We start from the raw sequence: 21,656 nt of genomic DNA, 5'->3' as shown, positions 1-21,656 counted from the left end.
TCGTTGGCAGGCTCGGCTGGTGGGGCCCCCAATTCGCCCCGATGCCTAGGCCGCGCCGAAAGGCGCAGTGTACGCAGGCGAGGACACGGCGTGAACCGGCAGGCGTTATTACCCGGGGGCGTGGAGTCGTTTCAAGATCGCCTGATTGGACCGTTTTCACGGGCGCGCGAAGCCGGTCCGCGCGCCCGTGGAGTCACAGGTACTGGCCGGTGCCGCTGATGCCGGGGCCGGGGTGGTCGCCGCCGGCGGCCGACGCGCCCGGCGGCAGGCCGCGCCGCATCTGCTCGAGCTGCACGCGGGCCGCCATCTGCTGGGCGAACAACGCGGTCTGGATGCCGTGGAACAGGCCTTCCAGCCAGCCGACCAGCTGTGCCTGCGCGATCCGCAGCTCGGCGTCGGTCGGGGTGGAGTCCTCGGTGAACGGCGAGACCAGGCGCTCCAGCTCGTCACGCAGCTCCGGCGCCAGCGCCTGCTCCAGCTCCTTGACCGAGGTCTCGTGGATCTCGCGGACGCGGTTGCGGCTGGCGTCGTCCAGCGGTGCCGCGCGGACCTCTTCGAGCAGCTGCTTGATCATCGTGCCGATGCGCATGACCTTGGCGGGCTCTTCGACGAGGTCGCCGACGGTCTCGTTCTGCTCGGCTTCCTCGCTCGGCGCGATCCTGGCCGTGCCGACCGGGGACCCGTCTGGTCCGACCACCACGACGTGCTGGGCGGACTCGCCGTTCGTGTCTTTCGGGGTATTCGGCTCGGTCATGGTCCCGAGCCTAGCGGTCCGTGGCTGGTCACGCGGTTCGCAGGCCAACCCCGGAGCACACCGTGGTTCCCGGGCTCCGTACCGTGTGCCCATGGCCTTCGACGTCGCTCGGATTCGTGGGTTGTTCCCCGCGCTGGGTGACGGCTGGATTCACTTCGACGGCGCGGCCGGGATGCTGGTACCGGAACAGGTGGCCTCGGCGGTGTCGACGGCGATGCGTGCGCCGGTTTCCGGGCCGGGCGGCGCTTTTCCGGCCTCACAGCGTGCGGAGAGCATCGTTTCGGCGGCCCGCCGCGCGGTGGCCGACCTCGTCGGCGCCGACCCGGCCGGGGTGGTGCTCGGGCCGAGCGCCTCGGTGCTGCTCCAGCGACTGGTGGACGTGCTGTCCGAGCGGTGGACCATCGGCGACGAAGCGGTGGTGTCCCGGCTCGACGAGCAGGCGAACCTGGCGCCGTGGTGGCGCGCGGCCAAGCGCGTCGGCGCGGTGGTGCGCTGGGGTGAGATCGACATCGAGACCTGTGAACTGCCCGCGTGGCAGTACGAGAACCTGGTGTCCGCGCGCACCAAGGTCGTCACCGTGACGCTGGCCTCCGGCTCGGTCGGCACCCGCCCGGACGTGCCGACGATCATCGAGTTCGCCAAGCGCGTGGGCGCGCTGGTGGTGGTCGACGCCACCTACGCGGCCCCGTTCGTGCCGCTGGACCTGCAGGCGCTCGGCGCGGACATCATGGTGGTCTCGGCGCAGGCCTGGGGCGGTCCCGCGGTCGGCGCGCTGGTCTTCCGCGATCCGGAACTGCTGGAGCGGCTGCCGTCGGTCTCGCTGGAGGCGGGCGCCCGCGGCCCCGCCCGGCTGGAACTGGGCCCGCACGCCTACCCGCTGCTCGCCGGGCTCGTCGCCTCGGTGGACTACCTGTCCGGTTTGGACGATGCCGCGATCGGCTCGCGGCGGGAGAAGCTGGTCACCTCGCTCGGGTCGGCGAAGTCGTACCACGCCGGCCTGCTGGCCCAGCTGAGCACGGAACTGCGCTCGCTGCGGCACGTGATGGTGATCGGTGACGCCATGCGCCGCATCCCGTCGCTGGCCTTCACCGTGGCCGGCAAGAAGGCGCCCGAAGTGGCCGAATACCTTGCCTCGCAAGGACTTTGCGCGTTCGCCGACGACGGCACCGGTGGGGTGTTCGCGTCGCTGGGGGTGGGCGAGGTCGGCGGCGCGGTCCGCATCGGCCTCGCCCACTACTCCAACGTCTTCGAGATCAACCAGCTGGTGCGGGTCCTCGAAGAACTCCGCTGAGCCGGTTCACGAGCGGGACAGCAGGATCTTCCCGAACACGCCGCCCTCGTCCAGGGTCCGGTGCGCGGTGGCCGCTTCGGCCAGCGGCAGCACCTGGTCCACGATCGGCGCGACGGTACCGCGCTCGACCAGCGGCCACAGGTGCTCGCGGACCGCGCTGACGATGCGTGCCTTGTTCTCCACCGGCCGCCCGCGCAGGCCGAGCGCCGTCACGCTGGCGCGCTTGCCGAGCAGCTGGCCGATGTTCAGCTCGCCCTTGACCCCGCCCTGCATGCCGATCACCATCAGCCTGCCGTCCGGCTTGAGCGCGTCGACGTTCTTGCCGAGGTACTTGGCGCCCATGTTGTCCAGGATGACGTCGGCGCCGCCGGTCTCGGCCTTCAGCACCTCGACGAAGTCCTGGTCGCGGTAGTTGATGACGACGTCGGCGCCGAGCTGGCGGCAGCGGTCGAGCCGGTCGGCCGAGCCCGCGGTGACCGCCACGGTCGCGCCGAGCGCCTTGCCGACCTGGATCGCGTGCGTGCCGATACCGCCCGCGCCGCCGTGGATGAGCAGCACCTCGCCCTCGGCCAGGCCCGCGTGCATCACCACGTTCGACCACACCGTGCAGGCCACCTCGGGCAGCCCGGCCGCCGCGACCAGCTTGACCTCGCCCGGCACCGGCAGCAGCTGCCCGGCGGGCACCGCCACCTTCTCCGCGTAACCGCCACCGGCGAGCAGCGCGCAGACCTCGTCGCCGACGGCCCAGCCCTCCACGCCCTCGCCGAGTTCGGCGATCACCCCGGAGCATTCGAGGCCCATGATTTCGCTGGCGCCCTCGGGCGGCGGGTACAGACCGCGCCGCTGCATGAGGTCGGCGCGGTTCACCGCGCTCGCGGCGACCTCCACCAGCACCTCGCCGGGGCCTGGTTCCGGGTCGGGGACCTCGCTCCAGCGTAGGTTCTCGGGTCCGCCTGGTTCGCTGATCGTGATCGCGTGCATACCGCCGACCATAAACCCGTCATGTCAATTCGTTACCGGCGCCGGTAAACAAAGGTGAAACGCTGACTGTCGGAAATCCTACCAATGCACCTTGACCGCCACCGGAAAACAGCTGAAAGTGATGCGCATCTCGGTAGCCGGCCGGGTCGGGGCTGAGCGCGGCCGGTGCCGATTCGACTGATTGGGGAACCGCTCGATGTCATCCGTGAGGAAAAAGCTCGCGCCTGCGGTCGCTTTGGCGGCCTGCGCGGGCTTGGCGCTGGGCACCGCCCCGGCCGCCGGCGCGCAGGCGCAGGCGGTGCCGGACGGGCCTGCACTGGCGAAACAGCTGGTGAAGAAGGTCGACGTAGGTGGCGTGAACCGGCACCTGATCGCCCTCCAGCGCATCGCCGACCAGAACGGCCGGACCCGTGCCGCCAGCACCCCTGGCTACGACAAGTCCGCCGACTACGTCGCCACCAAGCTGGAGGCCGCGGGCTTCACCGTGACCAGGCAGCAGTTCCCGTTCACCTACTCCGAGACGCTCGCCGAGAGCCTCGAGGTGGCCGGGGCCGACGTGCCGATCATCGTGATGACCTACAGCCCGTCCACGCCGGTCGGCGGCATCACCGCGCCGCTCGCGGTGGTCCCGGCGGATGCCACTCCCGGTTGCGAGGCGAGCGACTACACCGGCGTGACCGGCAAGATCGTGCTGGTCTCCCGCGGCGCCTGCTCGTTCGCGCAGAAGCAGCAGGCGGCGGCCGAAGCCGGCGCGGTCGGCGCGATCATCTACAACAACACCGAGGGTGACCTGAACGGCACGCTCGGCGACCCCGCGGACGCGAAGATCCCGACCGGTGGCATCACCCAGGCGGCCGGCCAGACGCTGGCCGGGCAGAACGGCGCCTCGGTCACCCTGGAACTGCGCACCATCCAGGAGGAGCGCACCACCTCCAACGTGATCGCCGAGACCAAGACGGGCCGCAAGGACAACGTCGTGATGGCCGGTGCCCACCTGGACAGCGTGCCGGGCGGCGCCGGGATCAACGACAACGGCACCGGCTCGGCCGGGCTGCTGGAGACCGCGCTGCAGCTGGGCGGCAGCCCGAAGGTGAACAACGCGGTGCGGTTCGCCTGGTGGGGTGCCGAGGAGTTCGGCCTGGTCGGCTCGGACTACTACACCAGCCAGCTCAGCTTCGAGCAGCAACTGGACATCGCGCTGTACCTGAACTTCGACATGATCGGCTCGCCGAACGCCGCGTACTTCGCCTACGACGGCGACGACTCGGCCGGTGAGGGTTCGGGCCCCGGCCCGTACGGTTCGGCGCAGATCGAGCAGCAGTTCGTCGGCTACCTGGGTGCGCAGGGCATCCCGGTGGAGGACACCGACTTCAGCGGTCGCTCCGACTACGGCGGCTTCATCGCGCTGGGCATCCCGGCCGGTGGCCTGTTCACCGGGGCCGAGGGCATCAAGACCGAGGCGCAGGCCGCGAAGTGGGGCGGCAAGGCAGGCGTGGCCTACGACCCGTGCTACCACCAGCCGTGCGACAACCTCGGGAACGTGGACCGCAAGGCCCTCGACCGCAACGCCGACGCACTGGCCTGGGTGACCGCCGTCTACGGCATCAGCACCGAAGAGGTCAACGGGGTCGGGCCGCAGGGCGCGAAGAACAAGAAGAAGACCGCGGACCAGCGGAAGACGCAGCGCAGCCTCTCGGCCCACGCCGAGCACACGCACTCCGCCGCCGCCTAACCGCGCGGGGGTCGTGAGGGCCCACCCCGCCCTCACGACCCCACCCCCGCGCACCCACCCTCGCGCCCCCGAATCCCACGTCCAAGCGCCCGAACCCCACACTCGTGCAGCCGAGTCGCACGTTCCGGCGCCCGACCCTCACACACTCGTGCGGCCGAGTTCCACGTTCCGGTGGCCGAACCTCACGCTCGTGCACTCGAGTCCCACGTTCAGGCAGCCGAGTTCCACACTCGGGCAGCTGAGCCCGCGTTCAGACAGCCGAGTCCCACATCCAAGCGGCCGATTCCCGCGCTCAAGCACTCGAGTTTCACGTTCAGGCGCCCGGGTTCCACGTTCACGCGGCTGGGCCCCGCGTCCAGGCAGCTGAACCCCACAGTCGTCCGCCCGAGTTCTACGTTCGTGCAGCCGAGTCCCGCATTCGGGCAGCTGAATCCCACAGTCGCGCAGTCGAGTCCCGCTTTCAGGCGCCTGATACCCACACTCGTGCAGCTGAACCCCACATTCGCAGGCCCGAGTGCCACGTTCGCGACGCTGAAGTCCGCGTTCAGGAGGCCGAGTCCTGCGCTCCCGTGCCCGAGTTCTGCATTCGTTCAGCTGAGCACCACTTTCGCGAAGCTGAGTCCCACGTTCAGGAGCGCGAACTCCGCGTTCGGGTAGCCGAGTCCTGCGTTCAGGCAGCTGAGATCGACGTTCGGGCAGCCGAGATCAACACTCGCGGAGACGGTGTCGCACATTCAAGCGGCTGAGGCCCACGTTCGAGCCAGCCGGGTGCCACAGTCACCAGCGGTCGGAGGCCGCAGACGGGCAGGGGTCAGCCCAGGTCTCGGGTGCTGAAGGTGTCGCATCGGGCCGGGTCGCCGGTGGTGATGCCGGTGGTGAACCACTTTTCACGTTGTTTCGAGCTGCCGTGGCTGAACTGCGATTCGTCCACCCGGCCACCGCCCAGTTCGCGCTGGATGTAGTCGTCGCCGATGCGGGCGGCGGTGTCCAGGGCGCGGTTGATGTCGTCCTGGGTGATGTCGGTGACCAGCGGCCTGCCGGTCTCGGTCGGGGTGGTGGTGGCGTGGTTGGCCCACACCCCGGCATAGCAGTCGGCCTGCAACTCCAGCCGCACCGAGTCCGACGCCGGGCCGCTGCGGCTGCGCACGCGGTCCGAGGTGCCGTTGAGGTTCTGCACGTGGTGCCCGTACTCGTGCGCCAGCACGTACGCCTCCGCGAACGGCCCGCCCTGCGCGCCGAAGCGTGAGCGCAGTTCGTCGAAGAACGCCAGGTCGATGTAGACCATGGAGTCGGCCGGGCAGTAGAAGGGGCCGACGTCGGAACTGGCGTTGCCGCAGCCGGTGCGCACGCCGCCGCTGAAGAACTTCGTGGTGGCCTTGCGGTAGGTCTGGCCGGACCGGGCGAATTCGGCGGCCCAGTAGTCCTGGATCGAGTTGATCACCGCGACCGTGGCGCAGTCGCGGTTGCGGTTCGCGTCCGCGCCGGTGCGGCACTCCGACGACAGCGAGGTGTCGTCGGTCTGCTGCCCGGAGCCGAGGCCGGACAGTCCGGGCCCGCTCGGGGCGACCCCGCCGAACTGGGAGAACAGGAAGTACACCACCAGCCCGAGCACGCCGAGCCCGCCGCCGCCGATGGCGACCCGGCCACCGACCCCGCCACCACGCTGATCCTGGACCTCGGACAGATCGAGGCCGGCACCTTCGTCGAATCGCACCCGAGAAGCCTAACCGCCGACCGGAAACCCCGCCGGGGCAAGAAAAAGCCTGGGTGCCGTCCGTTGCGGGACGACACCCAGGACTACCGAGGTTGTCATGGAAACTACCGCGGTCGGCCGCATGCCGGGCCGGCGAGGAGCGCTGCCGGTGAGGTCACGGAGGCCCCACCGAGGCACAGGCTCGAACGACGCCGAAATGCGCGTTTTCAGACCCGAGCGCACGTGAGGAAGCCCGCGCTCGTGCTGTTCACAATCACGACCTGGTCGCCACTGGGACAGTCCTGGTCGCGGGAACACAGCCGGCGGTCGACCGCGAGGAATCACCAGTCACTGCACCACCTAACCCTTTCCCGGGTGGAGGCCCGTCCCGGCGCGCCTGACCGGTGTGCCGCGGTGCGGGTCGTGCCATCCGCTTGAGTCCAGAATGCGCTTCTGCGGACGGAGTCACAACCGTTTCCGCGACCACTTTCGGCGGAAGATCCCCGCCGCCGGGGAGGGTCCGCCGGGGTTCTACTCTGCGTAGCATGAGCGAGGAAGAACCGCGGTGGCTGAGCGAGCGGGAGATGCTCGCCTGGCGGTCCTACATCGTCGCCACACTGCACCTGCGGCAGCGGCTGCACCGCGAACTCGCCGAGGAGCACGACCTCTCGCTCATCGACTACGAAGTGCTGGTCGCGCTGTCGGCCAGTGACGACGGGCGGGTCCGGATGTCGGAGCTGGCGGCCATGCTCGGGTCGACGAAGAGCCGCCTCTCGCACCAGGTGGGACGGCTGGAGCACGAGGGTTACGTCCAGCGCGAACGCGACCCCGCTGATCGACGCGGCGTGATCACCGTGCTCACCGAGCACGGCCGGTCGCTGCTCCAGCGGGCGGCGCCCACGCACGTCACGGGGGTGCGGGCGCACCTGATCGATCTGCTGACCGAAGAAGAGCAGATCGTGCTGGGCGAAGCGTTCACGCGGGTCAACAACCACCTCGGCGGCGGCTGGTGACCCGAGGCGCTAGGCTCGGGGGCAGGGAAGCGTGGCAGAGCGGCCGAATGCACTCGCCTTGAAAGCGAGCGTTGGGAAACCAACCGGGGGTTCAAATCCCTCCGCTTCCGCCATCAACGCCCGCCACTCCGGAACGAGTCGAGTATTCCGCGGGTTCGCCGTGCGTCGTCCAGGGTGAGGACTTCGGTGTCCGTGGTTTCGAGGCGGGCGAGCATGCTGTTCTGCAGCAGGGAATTCTCGGCCAGGTGCGGCCGTTCGAGGACGCGCCGGTCTACGACTCGCTCATGCTCACCTCAATGCCCGACCAGGGCGGCGAGTGAGGTTTCCAGGGGGACCGCGGCGGCGAACCAGGCGGCATCTTCGGCTGAGGCGGAGTTCCACGCGACGGCTGTGCCGATCCGCGCGTGTTCCCCCGGTAGCAGGGCGGGCAAGCGCCAGGTGAGGGCGCCGGCGGCGGTTTGGGTGACGGTGCCGGGGGCGGTGGCCCAGCGGGCGGGTAGGTGCGTGCCTTCGCGGGCGTAGGCCGCCAGTGCGTCCGGGGCCGGGCCTGCCAGGGTGACCTGGGTGCCTGCCTCGGTGACGGTCAGGGTGCTCGAGTCCAGCGAGCCGGTGGCGCCCGGCAGGTCGAGCGTCAGGTCGACGACCTCCAGGCCGCGGTGGGCGACGACGTACCAAACCGCGCCCCACGGCGAACCCGGCGTCGGGAGCGGGCCGGTGAGCAGGTCGAGCGTCACGGCACGGTGGGTCCAGCGCGACAGCGTGCCGCCGCTGGGCAGGCGGAAGGCGGTCGCCGGGCGCGGCGCGATGTGCCAGCTGCCGAGCACCCCGCTGAACGTCACGGCACCCAGCGGCGTCGGCACCCGGGGCGGTTGCGGCAGCAGGCGCGCCAGGCCCCGCGTCGACGGCACGGTCATGTCACCTATTTGACCAGAAAACGGTCAGGCGCCGGCGGCCTTCGCGGCTTCACGGGCGGCGATCCGCGCCTGGACCTCGGGCCGGCGCAGCGGCGGCACCACGGCAGGTGGCTTGCGGCGCGCGGGCAGCGAGTTGATCAGCTTCTCGGTCGCGGCGGCGATTTCGGCCACCGCGATCTCGAACGCCTCGCGGTTGTTGGCCGACACGGAGCTCACCCCGCCGACCTTCCGGACGTACTGCGCGGCCGCGGCCTGGATCTCCTCGTCGGTGGCGACCGGCTCCAGTCCACGCAGGTTGGTGATGTTGCGGCACATGTCACCACCATACGACGCCCGCCTCGAAACTGGCTCGAAAAGGGCGTTTCACCCTCGCGCACGCTGTGCCGGGGCCAGCAGAACGGGCATCCTGGTAGCACCGGTGACGAAGGGAGGAACCATGCGGGCACGCGTCGGCGACCAGTTGCTGACCCACGGCCGGGTGGTCGGCCAGCAGGACCGGTTCGCCGAAATCGTGGAGGTGCTCGGCGCGGACGGCACCCCGCCCTACCGGGTGCGCTTCCCCGACGGGCACGAATCGCTGGTCAGCCCCGGAGCGGACTCCGTGGTGCGCGACCGCGAGGCCTGAGCGGGGCGCGACCGGCATCGGGGGAGGGGGACTTCGTCGTGCGAGCGTGCGCGTGAGCTGGCGTGATCCGCTGCCGCAGGCGGATCCGGACACCTTCTGGGGTGCGCTGGAACCAGCCGACCGGCAGGCGATGACGGGCGCGGGGGCGCTGTGCTCCTACCCGCGCCCGGCCACGCTGTGCCGTGAGGGCGAAGGCGCCGACGGGGTCTTCGTGCTCTACGGCGGGCTGGTCGAGGTCTTCCGCGCCGACCCGAGCGGCAACCGCACGGTCATCGCGCGCCGCGGGCCCGGCGAGCTCGTCGGTGACATGGCCGCGGTCGACGGCGGCCCGGTCTCGGCCACCGTGCAGGTGCTGCGGCAGGTGCGCGCCCTCGTGGTGCCCGCGGTCCGGTTCGCCGCGTTGTGCCGCGAGCGGCCGAAGATCGCCTGGCCGGTGCTGATGAACGCGGTGGCGCGCCTGCGCGACAGCGATCTGCACCGCCACCAGCACCGCCTCGACGCCCGCCGCCGCACCGCGCAGTGCCTGCTCGAACTCGCCGAGGCGGAGATCCGTTCCGGGGAACTGGCGACGATTCGCTTGACTCAGCGGGAACTGGCGGACATGGTGCTGGCGTCACTGGTTTCGGTGACGCGGGTGCTGGAGGAACTCCGGCGGGCGCGAATCGTGTCCACCGGCCGGGGCCGGATCCAGGTGCACGTACCCGCCCTGCGCGCGTTGCTCGAAGACGACGAGCGCTGATTCGCCGTTGCGCGTCATTTGACGCAGAAGCTCCCCGATGAGCGGGATATCGTGATCTTGCCACGGTAATCAGCTACCGGAAAAGGGGATTCGGAAATGCGAATGATGTGCGCCCCGGCGCTGATGATCAGGATCGTCGCCACCGCCCTGCTGATCGGCCTGATCAGCGGTTTCGTCCTCGGCGTCCAGCTCAACCCGCTGTTCGGCGACTCGGTTTCGGCGGGCTACACCCCCGTGGTCCCGACGGTGTACGAGCACGCGGAAGGGCGCTGAACGGGCCTTCCTTCCGCTCGGTGGCAGTTGTCCCGGAAATGTCATCTTTTTCGACACGGGTACGGCCTTGTTTTTCCCGGTGACTTCCTTTGAGACTTGCCGAGTACGACATTCAGCGCAAAGCCGGAGATTCATTTCCGGGAAGGCGTGGAGTGCGTTGGCGCTTTTCCGAGAAACGGAGTACTGGTGACCGACCCGACCTTCGACCCGATCCTGGAAGTGCGCCGCCCACGCGCGGTCCGGTTGTTCGCCCCGATCACCCCGCCGAAGCGCGGCACCGCGCTGGTGCTCGAGCCCAGGGAGGGCGAGCCGGTGGTGGTGGACGCGGACGGCCGGGTCCCGGACGCCTGGCTGGGCAACTACCTGCGGTCGTGGGTGGTCGACCTGGCGGACCACGAAGTCGGCTTCAGCGAAGCGCTGCCCGCCGAGGACCCGGACCTGTTGTTCGACGCGTACGTGCGCGGCACCTGCCGGGTGGACAGCCCGGCGCAGGTGGTGCGCCGCCGGGTGCGCGACGCCGCGGCGACCGTCCGCCCGGCGCTGGCCGGGTTCCTGCGCGAGATCGCCGCGGGCTACGACATCGGCGACTACGCCGACGCGGAGGCGGACCTCAACGCGCAGCTGGAGTACTTCACCGCCGACCCGGCGCTCCACATTGGACCGTGCAGGGTGCGGCTCCGGATCGACCCGGCGGTGCGCGGCCGGGCGGCCCACCCCCGCGGCCGCATCCGGCTGGGCCAGATGCACCGCGGTGCGCTGGGCAGGTTGCTCGCCAGTGGGGATCCGGCGCTGGCCGCGCAGTTGCTGGCCAGTGTGGACGCCGGACGGCTGCCCACCATGCCGCGCGCGGCGCACGCGATGGGCGTGCTCGAGCCGGAGCCGGTGGGTGCGGCGATGCGGGAACGGCTGATCGCCCACCTGCGTCGGAACAGTGGGAACGCCGGGAACCACTGAGCGAGCCGAGCCGGCGGTCCGTTCGCCGAAGGGGGGCGAACGGCCCGCCGGCTCCGGTGAGGATTTACCTGTCACCCGTTCGAGTTGTTCTCGGCCCACGAGCCGGTCCGTGGGCCGGGTGTGGTTCCGCCGGGCCCGAACTCGCTGGTAGCTTCGCCTCACTCGCGTGGTCACGGTCGGCGCAAAGCCGGTGACACCAAGCATCGGAGGTTTGGCTGGTGACGCGGACTCCCCGGCGGCAACCGCCCCACGGCACACCCGCACCGGCGAACCTGCACGACCGCACCGGCATCATCGGGGCCAGTGAAGCGGGTGCCCGGGTCGGTGAGCCGGTGGGCGCCGCCGAACGCGGTGGCCTGCGTCACGCCGCGCTGGTGATGGGTGCCGCCGCCGCGTTGTTCTTCGTCGGCTGGCTCGGCACGCCCGGCGGGGAACAGGTGCCCACGCCGCTGGAAACCGCGCAGGCGCCGGTGCAGGCGCCGCCACGGGTGATCGCGCAACCCGAGCCCGTGGTGGAAAAGCCGGTCGCGCCGGAAACGCGGCAACCGCAACGGAAACCGAAGGAAGCCAAGGCGGTGGTCGCCGCGTCGGAGACCAAGCCGAAGCCGAAGAAGCCGTCGGGCGCCGGTGAGGCCCGCAGCGCGCTTCCGCCCAAGACCAGTACGCCCAAGCCGAAGAACCCGGTGAAGCAGATCGAGGACCAGTTCGAGGACCTCATCGGCCCGGTGCTCGACCAGATGGTCCTGCAAGCCAGGAGCGGACGCTAGGCACAGCAACGAAAACCGGCCCACCGCGAGCACGCGGTGGGCCGGTTTCGTTGCTCTCGGGTGGATCAGCCGACGAACAGGAGCTTGTTCGGCGAGCCGGAACCCGGGTTCTTCACCACGCCGTTGGTCGCGGCGTTCTTGAGCGCGGTCTGCACCTGGGCCGGGGTGGCCGAGGGGTTCGCCGACAGGTAGACCGCGGCGGCGCCGGCCACGTGCGGCGAGGCCATCGAGGTACCGGACATCGACGCGGTGCCACCGCCGTTGCGGGTGGAGGTCACGCTGACGCCCGGCGCGAAGATGTCCGAGCAGGTGCCGTAGTTCGAGAAGCTCGCGCGGTTGTCGCTGGAGTCGGTGGCGTTCACGGTGATCGCCTCCGGCGCACGGGCCGGGCTCGAGTTGCAGGCGTTCGCGTTGGAGTTGCCCGATGCCACGACCACGGTCACGCCCGCGTTGCTGGCGTTGCGGACCGCGGTGTCCACACTGGAGGCCGCGCCGCCACCGAGGCTCATGTTCAGCACGGCGGGCTTCTTCGCGTTCTTGGCCACCCAGTCGATGCCGGCCACGATCTGGGCGTAGGAACCGGAACCGGAGCAGTTCAGCACGCGCACCGCGACCAGGCTGGTGGCCTTGGCCACGCCGTAGGTGGTGCTGCCGACGGTGCCGGCGACGTGCGTGCCGTGGCCCTGGCAGTCGGAGGCGTTGGTGTCGTTGTCGATGAAGTCGTAACCGCTGGTGGCTCGGCCGCCGAAGTCCGGGTGGGTCAGGTGGATCCCGGTGTCCGCGATGTAGGAGGTGACGCCTTCACCGCCGTTGGGGTAGGTGTAGGTCTTGTTCAGCGGCAGGTTGCGCTGGTCGATCCGGTCCAGGCCCCAGACCGGGTTGGTCTGCGTGCCCTGGATGGTCACCCTGGCGTCCTGTTCGACGTATTCCACGCTCGGGTCGGCGGCCAGCCGCTTCGCCTGCTTCTCGCTCAGGTTGGCGGAGAAGCCCTGCATCGCGGCGGTGTAGGTCAGCCCGACCGAACCGCCGTGCTTCGCGGTGAGTCCCGCCGCGGTGTCGCCGACCGAGGTGATGCCGATCTGGTCCTTCAGCTTGACGAGGTAGCTGCCCGGGATCGCCGCCCCGGTGCCGGCGGCCCGGATCTGCCCCTCGTCCGGCTGGGCGATCGCGGTACCGCCGACCGCGACGGTCAGACCGGTCACCGCGGCCAGCAGGCCCGCGTACAACGGCTTGCGGAAGTTCACCATGGGTACTCCGTTCGATCCGGTGGCGCTGTGCTGATGGGAACGGGGGTGAGTGACCGCCTGGTTGCCGGTCGCTCACGAAAAATCCTCACCCGGGGCCACCCGGCGAACAATCCGCAAATCCTTAACTAGGGGTACGTATTCAAAGCCGTTTTCCGGCCGACCTCGGTACGGGAGCGCGCGCCGAGTTTTCGCAGGACATTCGCCACGTGCTGTTCCACCGTGCGGGGTGAGAGGAAAAGCCCGTTGGCGATTTCACGGTTGGTGCGCCCGGCCGCGAGCATTTCCGCGACCTCCTTCTCGCGCGGTGACAATTGCTGCCCGTAACCGCGCCTGCCTCGCTGTGACGGCGCCCAGGCACCGTGCTCGCGCAGGCGGTGGCGGCAGCGGCCCGCGTCCCTGGCCGCGCCGAGCGCTTCGTACCCGTCGGCGGCGGCGCTCAGCTCGGTGAGCGCGGTGCTGGTGTCACCGGCTTCGAGGCGGGACAGCGCGCCGCGTTCGCGGGCCCAGTGCGCCAGGTACGGCATGGGCATCGCGTCCGCCAGTTCCCGGACGATGGTGAAGCGGTCGGCCGCGTCCGCGTGCTTCCCTTGTGCGGCAAGGAGAATCGCCTGGGCGGCGGCGAGGCCCGCGGCGGCAGCCGGTGCGTCACGCCCGGCGATGCCCTCGGCGAAGTCCTCGATCGCCCGCTCGGCGTCTTCGAGACGGCCGGCGTGCACGTAGGCGTCGACCGCCGAGGGCACCAGCTCCGCCGCCCACACCCAGATCTGCTTGCGGCGCGCGGTCGCCATGCCGTGGTCGGCCGCGGCGCACGCGCCCGGCACGTCACCGGCGCTGAGCCGCACCCGCGCGAGCATCCCGGCCGCGCAGAGCACCACGGTCATCACGCCCTGCTCGGGGTTGAGCAGGTTCGTCGCCGCCAGGTGCTTCTCGGCCTCGTCGAACTCACCGCGCACGCAGGCCAGTCCGGCGAGCACGAGCGCCGATTCCGAGGTGATGGCCGCGAGGTCGCGGTACTTCTCCCGCAGGTTTTCGGCGGATTCGGCGAGCCCGGACCAGTTGCCGGTGAGCCAGTCGAGCCGCGCCCTGGTCGATTGCCCGTTGCCGGTGACGAAGAGCGCGCCGGCGCAGTTCGCGATCCGCAGGCCGTCCTTGAGGATGTGCGCGGCGCGGTCGAGGTGGCCGACCCAGGCACCGGCGTCGGCGAGGTTGCACCAGAAACGGGCCTGCTGCACGCGTTCGGCCACGGTCACCGCGACCTCACCGGCGTCGGACTTGAACCGCTCGAACTCCTCCCACGCCGAGCCGTCGCCGATGTGCGCGCGCCCGGCGATGCGGTCGGCGGTCAGCGCGAGCCGCAGTTCCGGGTCGTCGAGCTGGTCGTAGACCTCCTGAGCGCGTTCCATCCAGTGCTGGTGCCAGGAAAGCGGGGTGGTGCCGTCGATCGGCTGCGCGAGCAGGTTGATCCCGCGCGCGGCGAGCTCCGGATCACCGGCGAGTTCGTCGATGGCCTTCTGCACGGCGGCGCGGCCGCGGGAGAGTTCACCGCTCTTGCGCACCAGCAGCAGGCCGGTGTTCATCCGGATCGTGCCGCGCACCACCGGCGACAGCTCGTGCTGCGCGATCACCTTCTCCAGGGTCCTGGTGACGTCGGGGCGGAGCCCGCGCAACGCCACGCGGCTGAGCTTTTCGGCCATCCGCCCGGCGTCCGCGGCGGTGGGCGTGGTGCCGTCGAGGACGGCCTGCAACGCGTCGATGGCCAGTGAGGTCTCACCGAGTTCGATCGCCTGGTCCGCCGCGGCTTCGGCGTACCGCTGCCATTCGCCGACGCGGCTCGCGGACTTCGCGTGCCCGGCCAGCTGCACCAGGGGCGGGGGTTCGGAAGCTGCCAGCGCCCGCATCGCGCGCGCGTGCAGCAACTGTCTTTCCGGGCCGCTGATGGCGTCGTAGACCGATTTCATCGCGAGCGCGTGCCGGAAGCCGTAGCGGTCACGGGTCACTTCGCGCAGCACACCGGCGTCCAGCGCCTGCGCCAGCGCGGTGGACAGCGGCCGCCCGCGCAGCCCGGCGAGCGCGCCGATCAGCGAGATCTCCGCGGGCACCCCGAGCACCGCGGCCGAGCGGGCGACGCGCACCGCGGTGTCGGACAGCGTGCTCATCCGCTCGGTCATCGCCTCCCGCAGCAGCACCGGCACCTCGAGGCTGTCCAGCAGCCGGTGCCCGGTGGCGCGATCGACCTCGACCGAACCGGCCGGACCCCGCAGCGCACGCAGCGTTTCCTCGACCACGAACGGGATCCCGGCCGTGCTCTCGTGCAGTTTCGCGGCGAACTCCTCGGCCACGCGCGGCGCGTCGAGGATGGTCGACGCCAGCATGCGCACCGCGGGCACGTCCAGCGGGCCGAGCTGCACGCGGGCCGCGCGCACGCCCTCGGCCGGGCGGTACGGCACGCCGAGCGGACCACCGGTGCGCAGGTCCTCGCTGCGATAGGTGACCACGACGCCGAGCTGCTCCGGCGGCCGGGACAACACGAACCACAGCAGGTCGCGCGTGCGTTCGTCGGCCCAGTGCAGGTCGTCGATCACCAGCAGCGCGGGACCGCAGGCGCCGAGCAGTTCGCGGATCGCGCGGAACTCGCGATGCCGTTCGGCGGCGGGGTCGGTCAGCGGCTGCGGTCGCGGCGGCAGCAGGTCGGAGATCTCCGGCAGCAGCGGCCGGAGCACGCCGGCCACCGGGCTCAGCGGCCCGATCGGGAAGTCGGCGACCCCGCGCAGCGCTTCCAGCACCGGGCCGTACGGGAAGGGCTCGCGCAGCGGCTGGCACGAGCCGGTGAGCACCCGCGTGCCCGCCAGTTCCGGTCGCCGCAGCAGCTCCTGCACCAGCCGCGTCTTGCCCATGCCCGCTTCGCCTTCCAGCAGCACGGCGGACGGGCGTTCGGCGACCAGTTCGACCAGGGTGGTCAGCTCGGTGTCCCGGCCGACGAGCACAGGTGAACTCGTCCGCACGGACAGCACCGAACCCACCGGCGGGCAGACCGGGGGCAGCGCCGTGACCGGTGTGGCTGCCGTGGCCGGCAGCGCCGGTACGACGGTTGCAGGGCGTTGGGCCATCCACTTCATGGCTCGCTCCTCGACAACGGGTGACTGGGGCAGGTCACCGCGCTGAGCGGAGCCTAGGCAGTCCGGCACCCGCTGGTAAACCTTGTACACCTCCGCGAATCGCCTGGTGAAAAGGTCGATTCGGAACGGAATGTCACCGTTTTGCCGACTTCCGGTGGACCTCGGATGACACTGGGTAGTCAACTGATGTTCTTCACCTGTTCCGGCGGTAACTCCCTCGGACGTGTGAGCCGGGATGTCACGTCCAGTAAGCAACCAAAATTCCTACGGATGGACCCACACGTTCGGGTGAATATCGAATAACACTCTTGCCACGGGGCTTGCGTGGCACACTTGACGGATGTGGCGGCCGTGGCTCATCGGACTGGGCTGCTTGGTCGCGGTGGCGTTGCTCCTGGTCTCGTTGCTCTACGCGTTCCAGCGCCGGATCATCTACCTACCGGCGACCGATCCGGTGCCCGCCGCGGCGTCCTTCCTGCTAGGCGCGCGGGACGTCACCTTCGACACCGCGGACGGGATCCGGCTGGGCGGCTGGTTCGTGCCCGCGCGCGGCACGGACACCGGGTTCACCGTGCTCGTCGCGGCAGGCAACGCGGGTGACCGGTCGATGCGGGCGCCCTTGGCCCACGCGTTGTCCGGCCGCGGGTTGAGCGTGCTGCTGTTCGACTACCGCGGCTTCGGCGGCAACCCCGGCTCGCCGAGCGAAGAGGGACTGACGCAGGACATCCGTGCGGCACACCGCTTTCTCACCGCTGAGCTGGGCGTTCCGCAGGACAGGTTGCGCTACTACGGCGAGAGCCTCGGCTGCTCATTGGTGACGAAGCTGGCGACCGAACGGCCACCCGCCGCCCTCGTCCTGCGATCGCCGTTCACGGACCTGCCCTCGGTGGGGCAGCTGCAGTACCCGTTCCTGCCGGTGCGCTCGCTGCTGTGGGACCGCTTCCCGGTGGCCGAGGACGTCCGGCGCGTCACCGCCCCGATCACCGTGGTCTACGGCGACGCCGATTCGATCGTGCCGCCGGAGCAGAGCGTCGAGGTGGCCGCCGCCGGCCGGGCCCGGGCGGTCCCGGTGCACGGCGCCGACCACAACGACCGCTCCCTGCTGGACGGCGACCAGCTCGTCGACGCCGTGGTGAACCCGTAACCGTGGGGGCGCGGTTCGGTGTACCGATCAGTGATGACCAAGCGGTAGCCTTCCGGCTCGCCGACTCGCCGGGAACGCTCGTGGAGAACTGGATGCACGACGCCAAGCTCATCGCCAGAGGGGCCGCGCGGGCATGAGCGAGGAAGCGACCCCGCCGTCCCCGTTCTCGGACCCGGCCTCGGTGGCCGTGGTCGGCGCGAGCGCGGACCCGGCCAAGTGGGGGCACTGGCTGGCCAGGGGCGCGCTCACCGGGGAAGACCGCCGCCGCGTGTACCTGGTCAACCACCGGGGTGGCTCGGTGGCGGGCCGGATCCCGTACGCCACCCTCGCCGACCTGCCCGAACCGCCCGAGCTGGTGGTCTTCAGCGTGCCGGCGCGGGTCGTGCCGGAGATCGTCGACCAGGCGCTGGAGCTGGGCGTCCGCGGCCTGGTCGGGATCAGCGGTGGCCTCGAGGACGACTACGAACTGGCGCGCCGGGTGCGCGCGGGCGGGGCGCGGCTGCTCGGCCCGGCCTGCCTCGGCCTGTTCGACGCGGACACCCAGCTGGAGCTGGCCTGGGGCCGGTTCGAGCCGGGCGCGCTCGGCATCGTCTCGCAGAGCGGGCAGGTCGGGCTGGAGCTGGCCAGGCTCGCCGCGGAGGCGGGCATCGGCGTCTCGCGGTTCGTCTCGGTGGGCCGCCAGGCCGACGTGACCCTGGAGGAGGTGGTCGGCGAGCTGGTCGACCACGCGTCCACGCGGGTGGTGGCGATCTACGCGGAGAGCTTCGGCGACGGCCGCGAGCTGGTCCGCACGGTCACCCGGCTGACCGAGGCGGGCAAGCCGGTCGTGGTGCTCACCGTCGGCGAGAGCCCCGCGGCGCGTTCGCACACCGGCGCGCCGGCTTCCTCACTCGAGGTGGTCGACGCGGCCTGCCGGGCGGCGGGCGCGGTCCGCGTGCGCACCCCGGCCGAGATGATCGACCTGGCGCGCTACCTGCTGCTCACCGTGCGGCCGCGGGGAAATCGCGTGGCCATCGTCGGGGACAGCGGTGGCCAGGGCGCGGTCGCCGCCGACGTCACCGCGCGCTCCGGACTGCGGGTCACGCCGTTGCCCGCGGTGCTGGCCGCCCGGATCGAAGCGGGCCTGCCGGACGCGGCGAACGCGATCAACCCGGTCGACCTGGCCGGTGGCGGTGAGCAGGACCTGCGCAGCTACGCCCGCGTGGTGCGCGAGCTGACCGGCAGCGGCGAGGTGGACGCGGTGCTGCTGACCGGGTACTTCGGCAGCTACGGCGAGGACACGCCGATGCTGCGGGAGACCGAACTCGGGGTGGTCGCCGAATTCGGCTTCGCCGTGCACCGCACCGGGATCCCGGTGGTGGTGCACAGCATGTCCGCCGATTCCGACGCGGTCCGCGCGCTGCGGGACTGCGGCGTGCCGACCTATCACACGGTCGAGGCGGCAGCCGGTGCGCTGGGCACCGCGGCGAGCTTCGCGCCGCCCTGCCCGTTGCCGCTCGTGTGGGGCAGCGCGGCGCCGGTCGGCGAGGGCTACCTCGCCGCCCGCGACCTGGTGGCGTCGGCCGGGGTGCGGTTCCCCGCCGGCGTGGCGGTCACCGATCGCGAAAGCCTGCTGGCCGCCGCGGAACGGTTGAAGCCGCCCTACGCGCTCAAGGCGGACTTCGTGGCGCACAAGGAAGACACCGGCGGGGTCGAGCTCGAACTCAAGGACGCGATGTCGGCGGTGTGGTCGCTGGAGGACATGATCCACCGGCTCGGCGCCGGCACGTACGTGCTGGAGGAAATGGACACCCGGCAGGGCACCGTGGAGATCATCATCGGCGCCCGCCGCGACCCGTCGTTCGGGCCGCTGGTGGTGGTCGGCGCCGGGGGCACGGACGCCGAGCTGCAGCGCGACACCACGATCGAACTGGGCCCGGTCGACACCGAGCGCGCACTGACGATGCTGCGTAGGCTCCGGTGCTACCCGCTGCTCGACGGCTGGCGCGGACGGGCACCGCTGGACGTGAAGGCACTGGCCGAAACAGTGGCGGCGGTGTCCTCGGTGCTGGCCGGGTGCGCGGCGGTGGCCGAGATCGAACTGAACCCGGTGCGGGTCGGTGCCGACGGCGTGCTCGCCGTGGACGCGCAGCTCACCAGGGCCGGAGAGGAACGCACGTGAAGCTCAGCGGTGGGGCCGCGCTGGTGGAGTCGCTGGCCGCGCACGGGGTCGAGGTGCTGTTCGGCATCCCCGGCACGCACAACCTCGGCATCTACGCCGAACTCGGCCGCTACGGGATCCGCCACGTGCTGACCAGGCACGAACAGGGCGCCGGGTTCGCCGCCGACGGCTACGCCAGGGTGACCGGCAAGCCCGGCGTGTGCCTGACCACCAGCGGCCCGGCGATCCTCAACGCGGCGACCGCGGCCGCGCAGGCGTACTCCGATTCGGTGCCGATGCTGTTGATCTCCCCGGGACCGCCGGTGCGGCATCCCGGGCGCGGCAACGGAATCCTGCACGAGGTCCGCGACCAGACCGGCGCGATGGCCGCGGTGACCGCGGGCAGCCACCGGGTGACCAGCGTGGCCGAGATCCCGGTGGCCGTGGCACAGGCGTTCGCGCAACTCCGCTCGGGACGCCCGCGCCCGCTCCACCTGGAAATCCCGCTCGACCTGATCGACGAGGCCGATGACATCGACCCGGTACCGCCGATCCCGGTGACCGCGCCGGTCCCGGCCGCCGACGCGCTGGCCAGGGCGCTGGAACTGCTGAACTCGGCGGAACGGCCGGGCGTGCTCGTCGGCGGTGGTGCCAGGGCCGCCGCGGAACCGCTCGCCGAACTCGCCGCGCGGCTCGGCGCGCCGGTGCTGTCTTCGGCCAACGGCAAGGGGATCCTGCCCGAGGACCACGCCTGCGCGCTGGGCGCCGGGCTGCACCACCGGTCGGTCGCGGAGTTCGCCGCCGACTGCGACGTGGTGCTGGCCGTCGGCACCGAACTGGCGCCGGCGGACCTGTGGCACGGGCCGCTGCGCTTCCCCGGCAAGCTGATCCGGGTCGACATCGACCCGGTGGGCGTGGTGACCAACGCCAACCCGGACGTGCCGCTGGTCGGCGACGCGGCGAACACCCTGCAGACCCTGCTCGACGGCATCACCCGGGTGTCCATTTCGGACTCTTTCGACCGGGTGGCCCGCTGGCGGCAGCAGATCTTCGCCGAAGCGACCCGGCAGGGCGGGCCGTGGCTGCCGATCCTCGCCGCGCTCGACGAGACGCTGGGCCGCGACGGCGTCCTGGCCGCAGACAGCGCGATGGTCTGCTACTACGGCGCGCTGTCGAACCTGCCGCGCTACACGCCCGGCTCCTTCCTGTACCCGACCGGCCTCGGCACGCTCGGCTACGGCCTGCCCGCGGCGATCGGCGCGCGGCTGGGCCGCCCGTCCTCGCGGGTGGCCGCGCTGCACGGCGACGGCGGCATCATGTTCACCGTGGCGGAACTGGCCTCGGCCGCCGCGCTCGGCCTGGCGCTGCCGGTGCTGGTGGTGGACAACGGCGGGTACGGCGAAATCCGCGACGAGATGGCGGAACGCGGCGACCTGCCGCTCGCCGTCGACCTGCCCAGCCCCGACTTCGCGGAACTGGGCCGATCGATGGGCTGCCACGGCGTCACCCTGCCCGACTGCGACGGCCTGGTCGACGTCCTCCGCGACGCGTTCGAAGCGGACCGCCCCACCGTCATCCACCTGCGCGGCTAATCCCCGACCGCGATCCGCGTGCGGTGGTGCTTCGGGGTCTCGATCTCGTCGAGCACCGCGATGGCGAGGTCCGCGTAGGACAGGTGACCCGGTTCGCCCGGGGTGAGCACCTGGTCGCCACCGGTGCGGTAGCGGCCGGTGCGCGGCCCTTCGTCGAGCACCATCGGCGGGCTCAGCATCACCCAGTCCAATTCGGCCGGCGCGGCACGCAGCAGGTGCAGGCCGGTGGTGTGCCCGAGCGCGAACGGCAGGTACTCGGCCGGGAAGTCCGGCTCGTCCAGCACCCGCACCCCCGGTGACACCTCCAGGTTGGCCGCCATGCCGATGGCCACCAGCCGGTTCACCCCCGCGCGCGGCAGGCCTTCGAACAGGGCCAGCGCCGCCCCGGCGAACACCAGGTCGGCCGGCCTGCCGAGTTCGGCCGCCGCGTTCACCACGGCGTCGTGCCCGGCCGACACCTCGGCGACACGGGCCGCGTCGGTGATGTCGCCGGTCACCACGGTGACCCCGGTGGTGGTGGTCAGGTCGGCGTGCTTGGCCGGATCCCGCACCACGGCGGTCACCCGGTGGCCGCGCCCGGCCGCCTCCGCCACGATCGCCCGGCCCGCGCGGCCCCCGGCCCCGAAAACCACGATTGCGCTCATTGCATTTCCCTTTCGCTCGGACCCCGCCGAACGTATT

The 21,656-nt window shown here is 71.3% G+C and carries 19 protein-coding genes and 1 tRNA gene; 12 read left to right on the top strand and 8 right to left on the bottom strand.

Annotated elements, in window-relative coordinates; all coding sequences use genetic code 11:
• Nucleotides 1–193: 193 nt before the first annotated feature.
• Entirely contained in the window at nt 194–754 is a 561-nt protein-coding gene (locus tag JOM49_RS05020) for a bacterial proteasome activator family protein (RefSeq protein ID WP_209663182.1), read from the bottom strand.
• Nucleotides 755–845: 91 nt separating this feature from the next.
• On the opposite strand from JOM49_RS05020, the gene JOM49_RS05015 reads away from it, so the two are divergent.
• Nucleotides 846–2,045 carry a cysteine desulfurase-like protein gene (locus JOM49_RS05015; RefSeq protein ID WP_209663181.1) on the top strand — a complete coding sequence of 400 codons (1,200 nt, stop codon included), beginning with the start codon at nt 846–848 and terminating at the stop codon, nt 2,043–2,045.
• 6 nt (nt 2,046–2,051) lie between these two features.
• Here the strand turns inward: JOM49_RS05015 and JOM49_RS05010 are convergent, their stop codons facing one another.
• Complete coding sequence (locus JOM49_RS05010; RefSeq protein WP_209663180.1) at nt 2,052–3,026, bottom strand: NAD(P)H-quinone oxidoreductase; 975 nt, start codon at nt 3,024–3,026, stop codon at nt 2,052–2,054.
• Between the two features lie 196 nt (nt 3,027–3,222).
• On the opposite strand from JOM49_RS05010, the gene JOM49_RS05005 reads away from it, so the two are divergent.
• A complete protein-coding gene (locus JOM49_RS05005) occupies nt 3,223–4,758 on the top strand; it encodes a M28 family metallopeptidase (RefSeq protein ID WP_209663178.1) in 1,536 nt (511 codons plus the stop codon).
• An 811-nt stretch (nt 4,759–5,569) separates the two neighbouring features.
• Here JOM49_RS05005 and ypfJ read toward each other — a convergent pair.
• Nucleotides 5,570–6,472 (bottom strand): KPN_02809 family neutral zinc metallopeptidase, encoded by a 903-nt coding sequence (gene ypfJ, locus JOM49_RS05000; protein ID WP_209663176.1) that lies wholly within the window; start codon nt 6,470–6,472, stop codon nt 5,570–5,572.
• Between the two features lie 524 nt (nt 6,473–6,996).
• Here ypfJ and JOM49_RS04995 point away from each other — a divergent pair.
• Nucleotides 6,997–7,464, top strand: coding sequence for a MarR family winged helix-turn-helix transcriptional regulator (locus JOM49_RS04995; RefSeq protein ID WP_209663175.1), 468 nt, complete (start codon nt 6,997–6,999; stop codon nt 7,462–7,464).
• A gap of 25 nt (nt 7,465–7,489) precedes the next feature.
• A tRNA-Ser gene (locus JOM49_RS04990) sits at nt 7,490–7,577 on the top strand.
• 180 nt (nt 7,578–7,757) lie between these two features.
• Here the strand turns inward: JOM49_RS04990 and JOM49_RS04985 are convergent.
• Nucleotides 7,758–8,378: a hypothetical protein gene (locus tag JOM49_RS04985; RefSeq protein WP_209663173.1), complete on the bottom strand. Its 621-nt coding sequence runs from the start codon at nt 8,376–8,378 to the stop codon at nt 7,758–7,760.
• Nucleotides 8,379–8,402: 24 nt separating this feature from the next.
• Entirely contained in the window at nt 8,403–8,693 is a 291-nt protein-coding gene (locus tag JOM49_RS04980; RefSeq protein WP_209663171.1) for a DUF2277 domain-containing protein, read from the bottom strand.
• Nucleotides 8,694–8,814: 121 nt separating this feature from the next.
• Here JOM49_RS04980 and JOM49_RS04975 point away from each other — a divergent pair, with 121 nt between their 5' ends.
• The 5 genes from JOM49_RS04975 to JOM49_RS04955 all read left to right on the top strand — a co-directional run bounded on the left by JOM49_RS04975 (nt 8,815) and on the right by JOM49_RS04955 (nt 11,736).
• Nucleotides 8,815–9,003 (top strand): DUF1918 domain-containing protein, encoded by a 189-nt coding sequence (locus tag JOM49_RS04975; RefSeq protein ID WP_209663169.1) that lies wholly within the window; start codon nt 8,815–8,817, stop codon nt 9,001–9,003.
• Nucleotides 9,004–9,055: 52 nt separating this feature from the next.
• Nucleotides 9,056–9,742, top strand: a complete 687-nt coding sequence (locus tag JOM49_RS04970; protein WP_282770782.1) for a Crp/Fnr family transcriptional regulator — start codon at nt 9,056–9,058, stop codon at nt 9,740–9,742.
• Nucleotides 9,743–9,838: 96 nt separating this feature from the next.
• Nucleotides 9,839–10,015 carry a hypothetical protein gene (locus tag JOM49_RS04965; RefSeq protein WP_209663167.1) on the top strand — a complete coding sequence of 59 codons (177 nt, stop codon included), beginning with the start codon at nt 9,839–9,841 and terminating at the stop codon, nt 10,013–10,015.
• 186 nt (nt 10,016–10,201) lie between these two features.
• The gene (locus JOM49_RS04960) at nt 10,202–10,969 is read left to right on the top strand and encodes a hypothetical protein (RefSeq protein WP_209663166.1); all 768 of its coding nucleotides are present in this window, start codon (nt 10,202–10,204) and stop codon (nt 10,967–10,969) included.
• Nucleotides 10,970–11,187: 218 nt separating this feature from the next.
• Entirely contained in the window at nt 11,188–11,736 is a 549-nt protein-coding gene (locus JOM49_RS04955; RefSeq protein ID WP_209663165.1) for a hypothetical protein, read from the top strand.
• 65 nt (nt 11,737–11,801) lie between these two features.
• On the opposite strand, the gene JOM49_RS04950 is transcribed toward JOM49_RS04955, so the two are convergent.
• Together JOM49_RS04950 and JOM49_RS04945 are read right to left on the bottom strand one after the other, a co-directional pair.
• On the bottom strand, nt 11,802–12,983 hold the full coding sequence (locus JOM49_RS04950) for a S8 family peptidase (RefSeq protein WP_209663164.1): 1,182 nt from the start codon (nt 12,981–12,983) through the stop codon (nt 11,802–11,804).
• A 125-nt stretch (nt 12,984–13,108) separates the two neighbouring features.
• Nucleotides 13,109–16,099: an ATP-binding protein gene (locus JOM49_RS04945; protein WP_245369233.1), complete on the bottom strand. Its 2,991-nt coding sequence runs from the start codon at nt 16,097–16,099 to the stop codon at nt 13,109–13,111.
• 340 nt (nt 16,100–16,439) lie between these two features.
• On the opposite strand from JOM49_RS04945, the gene JOM49_RS04940 reads away from it, so the two are divergent.
• From JOM49_RS04940 to JOM49_RS04930, 3 genes are all read left to right on the top strand, one after another.
• The gene (locus JOM49_RS04940) at nt 16,440–17,243 is read left to right on the top strand and encodes an alpha/beta hydrolase (RefSeq protein WP_209663163.1); all 804 of its coding nucleotides are present in this window, start codon (nt 16,440–16,442) and stop codon (nt 17,241–17,243) included.
• Nucleotides 17,244–17,376: 133 nt separating this feature from the next.
• Nucleotides 17,377–19,404: an acetate--CoA ligase family protein gene (locus tag JOM49_RS04935; RefSeq protein ID WP_209663162.1), complete on the top strand. Its 2,028-nt coding sequence runs from the start codon at nt 17,377–17,379 to the stop codon at nt 19,402–19,404.
• Nucleotides 19,401–20,975: a thiamine pyrophosphate-binding protein gene (locus tag JOM49_RS04930; RefSeq protein ID WP_209663161.1), complete on the top strand. Its 1,575-nt coding sequence runs from the start codon at nt 19,401–19,403 to the stop codon at nt 20,973–20,975. The genes JOM49_RS04935 and JOM49_RS04930 overlap by 4 nt, the downstream gene beginning before the upstream one ends.
• Here JOM49_RS04930 and JOM49_RS04925 read toward each other — a convergent pair.
• On the bottom strand, nt 20,972–21,619 hold the full coding sequence (locus tag JOM49_RS04925; RefSeq protein ID WP_209663160.1) for an NAD(P)-dependent oxidoreductase: 648 nt from the start codon (nt 21,617–21,619) through the stop codon (nt 20,972–20,974). The genes JOM49_RS04930 and JOM49_RS04925 overlap by 4 nt on opposite strands.
• Between the last annotated feature and the right edge of the window lie 37 nt (nt 21,620–21,656).

This window comes from Amycolatopsis magusensis (assembly GCF_017875555.1).
GTDB classification, from domain to species: Bacteria; Actinomycetota; Actinomycetes; order Mycobacteriales; family Pseudonocardiaceae; genus Amycolatopsis; species Amycolatopsis magusensis.
This window is presented reverse-complemented; position numbering and strand designations above follow the sequence as displayed.

Coding starts and splice junctions, on each gene's coding strand:
- JOM49_RS05020 (WP_209663182.1), bottom strand. CDS start 754: ATGACCGAGCCGAATACCCCGAAAGACACGAACGGCGAGTCCGCCCAG.
- JOM49_RS04975 (WP_209663169.1), top strand. CDS start 8,815: ATGCGGGCACGCGTCGGCGACCAGTTGCTGACCCACGGCCGGGTGGTC.
- JOM49_RS04965 (WP_209663167.1), top strand. CDS start 9,839: ATGCGAATGATGTGCGCCCCGGCGCTGATGATCAGGATCGTCGCCACC.
- JOM49_RS04945 (WP_245369233.1), bottom strand. CDS start 16,099: ATGAAGTGGATGGCCCAACGCCCTGCAACCGTCGTACCGGCGCTGCCG.
- JOM49_RS05015 (WP_209663181.1), top strand. CDS start 846: ATGGCCTTCGACGTCGCTCGGATTCGTGGGTTGTTCCCCGCGCTGGGT.
- JOM49_RS04995 (WP_209663175.1), top strand. CDS start 6,997: ATGAGCGAGGAAGAACCGCGGTGGCTGAGCGAGCGGGAGATGCTCGCC.
- JOM49_RS04980 (WP_209663171.1), bottom strand. CDS start 8,693: ATGTGCCGCAACATCACCAACCTGCGTGGACTGGAGCCGGTCGCCACC.
- JOM49_RS04935 (WP_209663162.1), top strand. CDS start 17,377: ATGAGCGAGGAAGCGACCCCGCCGTCCCCGTTCTCGGACCCGGCCTCG.
- JOM49_RS05005 (WP_209663178.1), top strand. CDS start 3,223: ATGTCATCCGTGAGGAAAAAGCTCGCGCCTGCGGTCGCTTTGGCGGCC.
- JOM49_RS04950 (WP_209663164.1), bottom strand. CDS start 12,983: ATGGTGAACTTCCGCAAGCCGTTGTACGCGGGCCTGCTGGCCGCGGTG.
- JOM49_RS04940 (WP_209663163.1), top strand. CDS start 16,440: ATGTGGCGGCCGTGGCTCATCGGACTGGGCTGCTTGGTCGCGGTGGCG.
- JOM49_RS04925 (WP_209663160.1), bottom strand. CDS start 21,619: ATGAGCGCAATCGTGGTTTTCGGGGCCGGGGGCCGCGCGGGCCGGGCG.
- JOM49_RS05010 (WP_209663180.1), bottom strand. CDS start 3,026: ATGCACGCGATCACGATCAGCGAACCAGGCGGACCCGAGAACCTACGC.
- JOM49_RS04985 (WP_209663173.1), bottom strand. CDS start 8,378: ATGACCGTGCCGTCGACGCGGGGCCTGGCGCGCCTGCTGCCGCAACCG.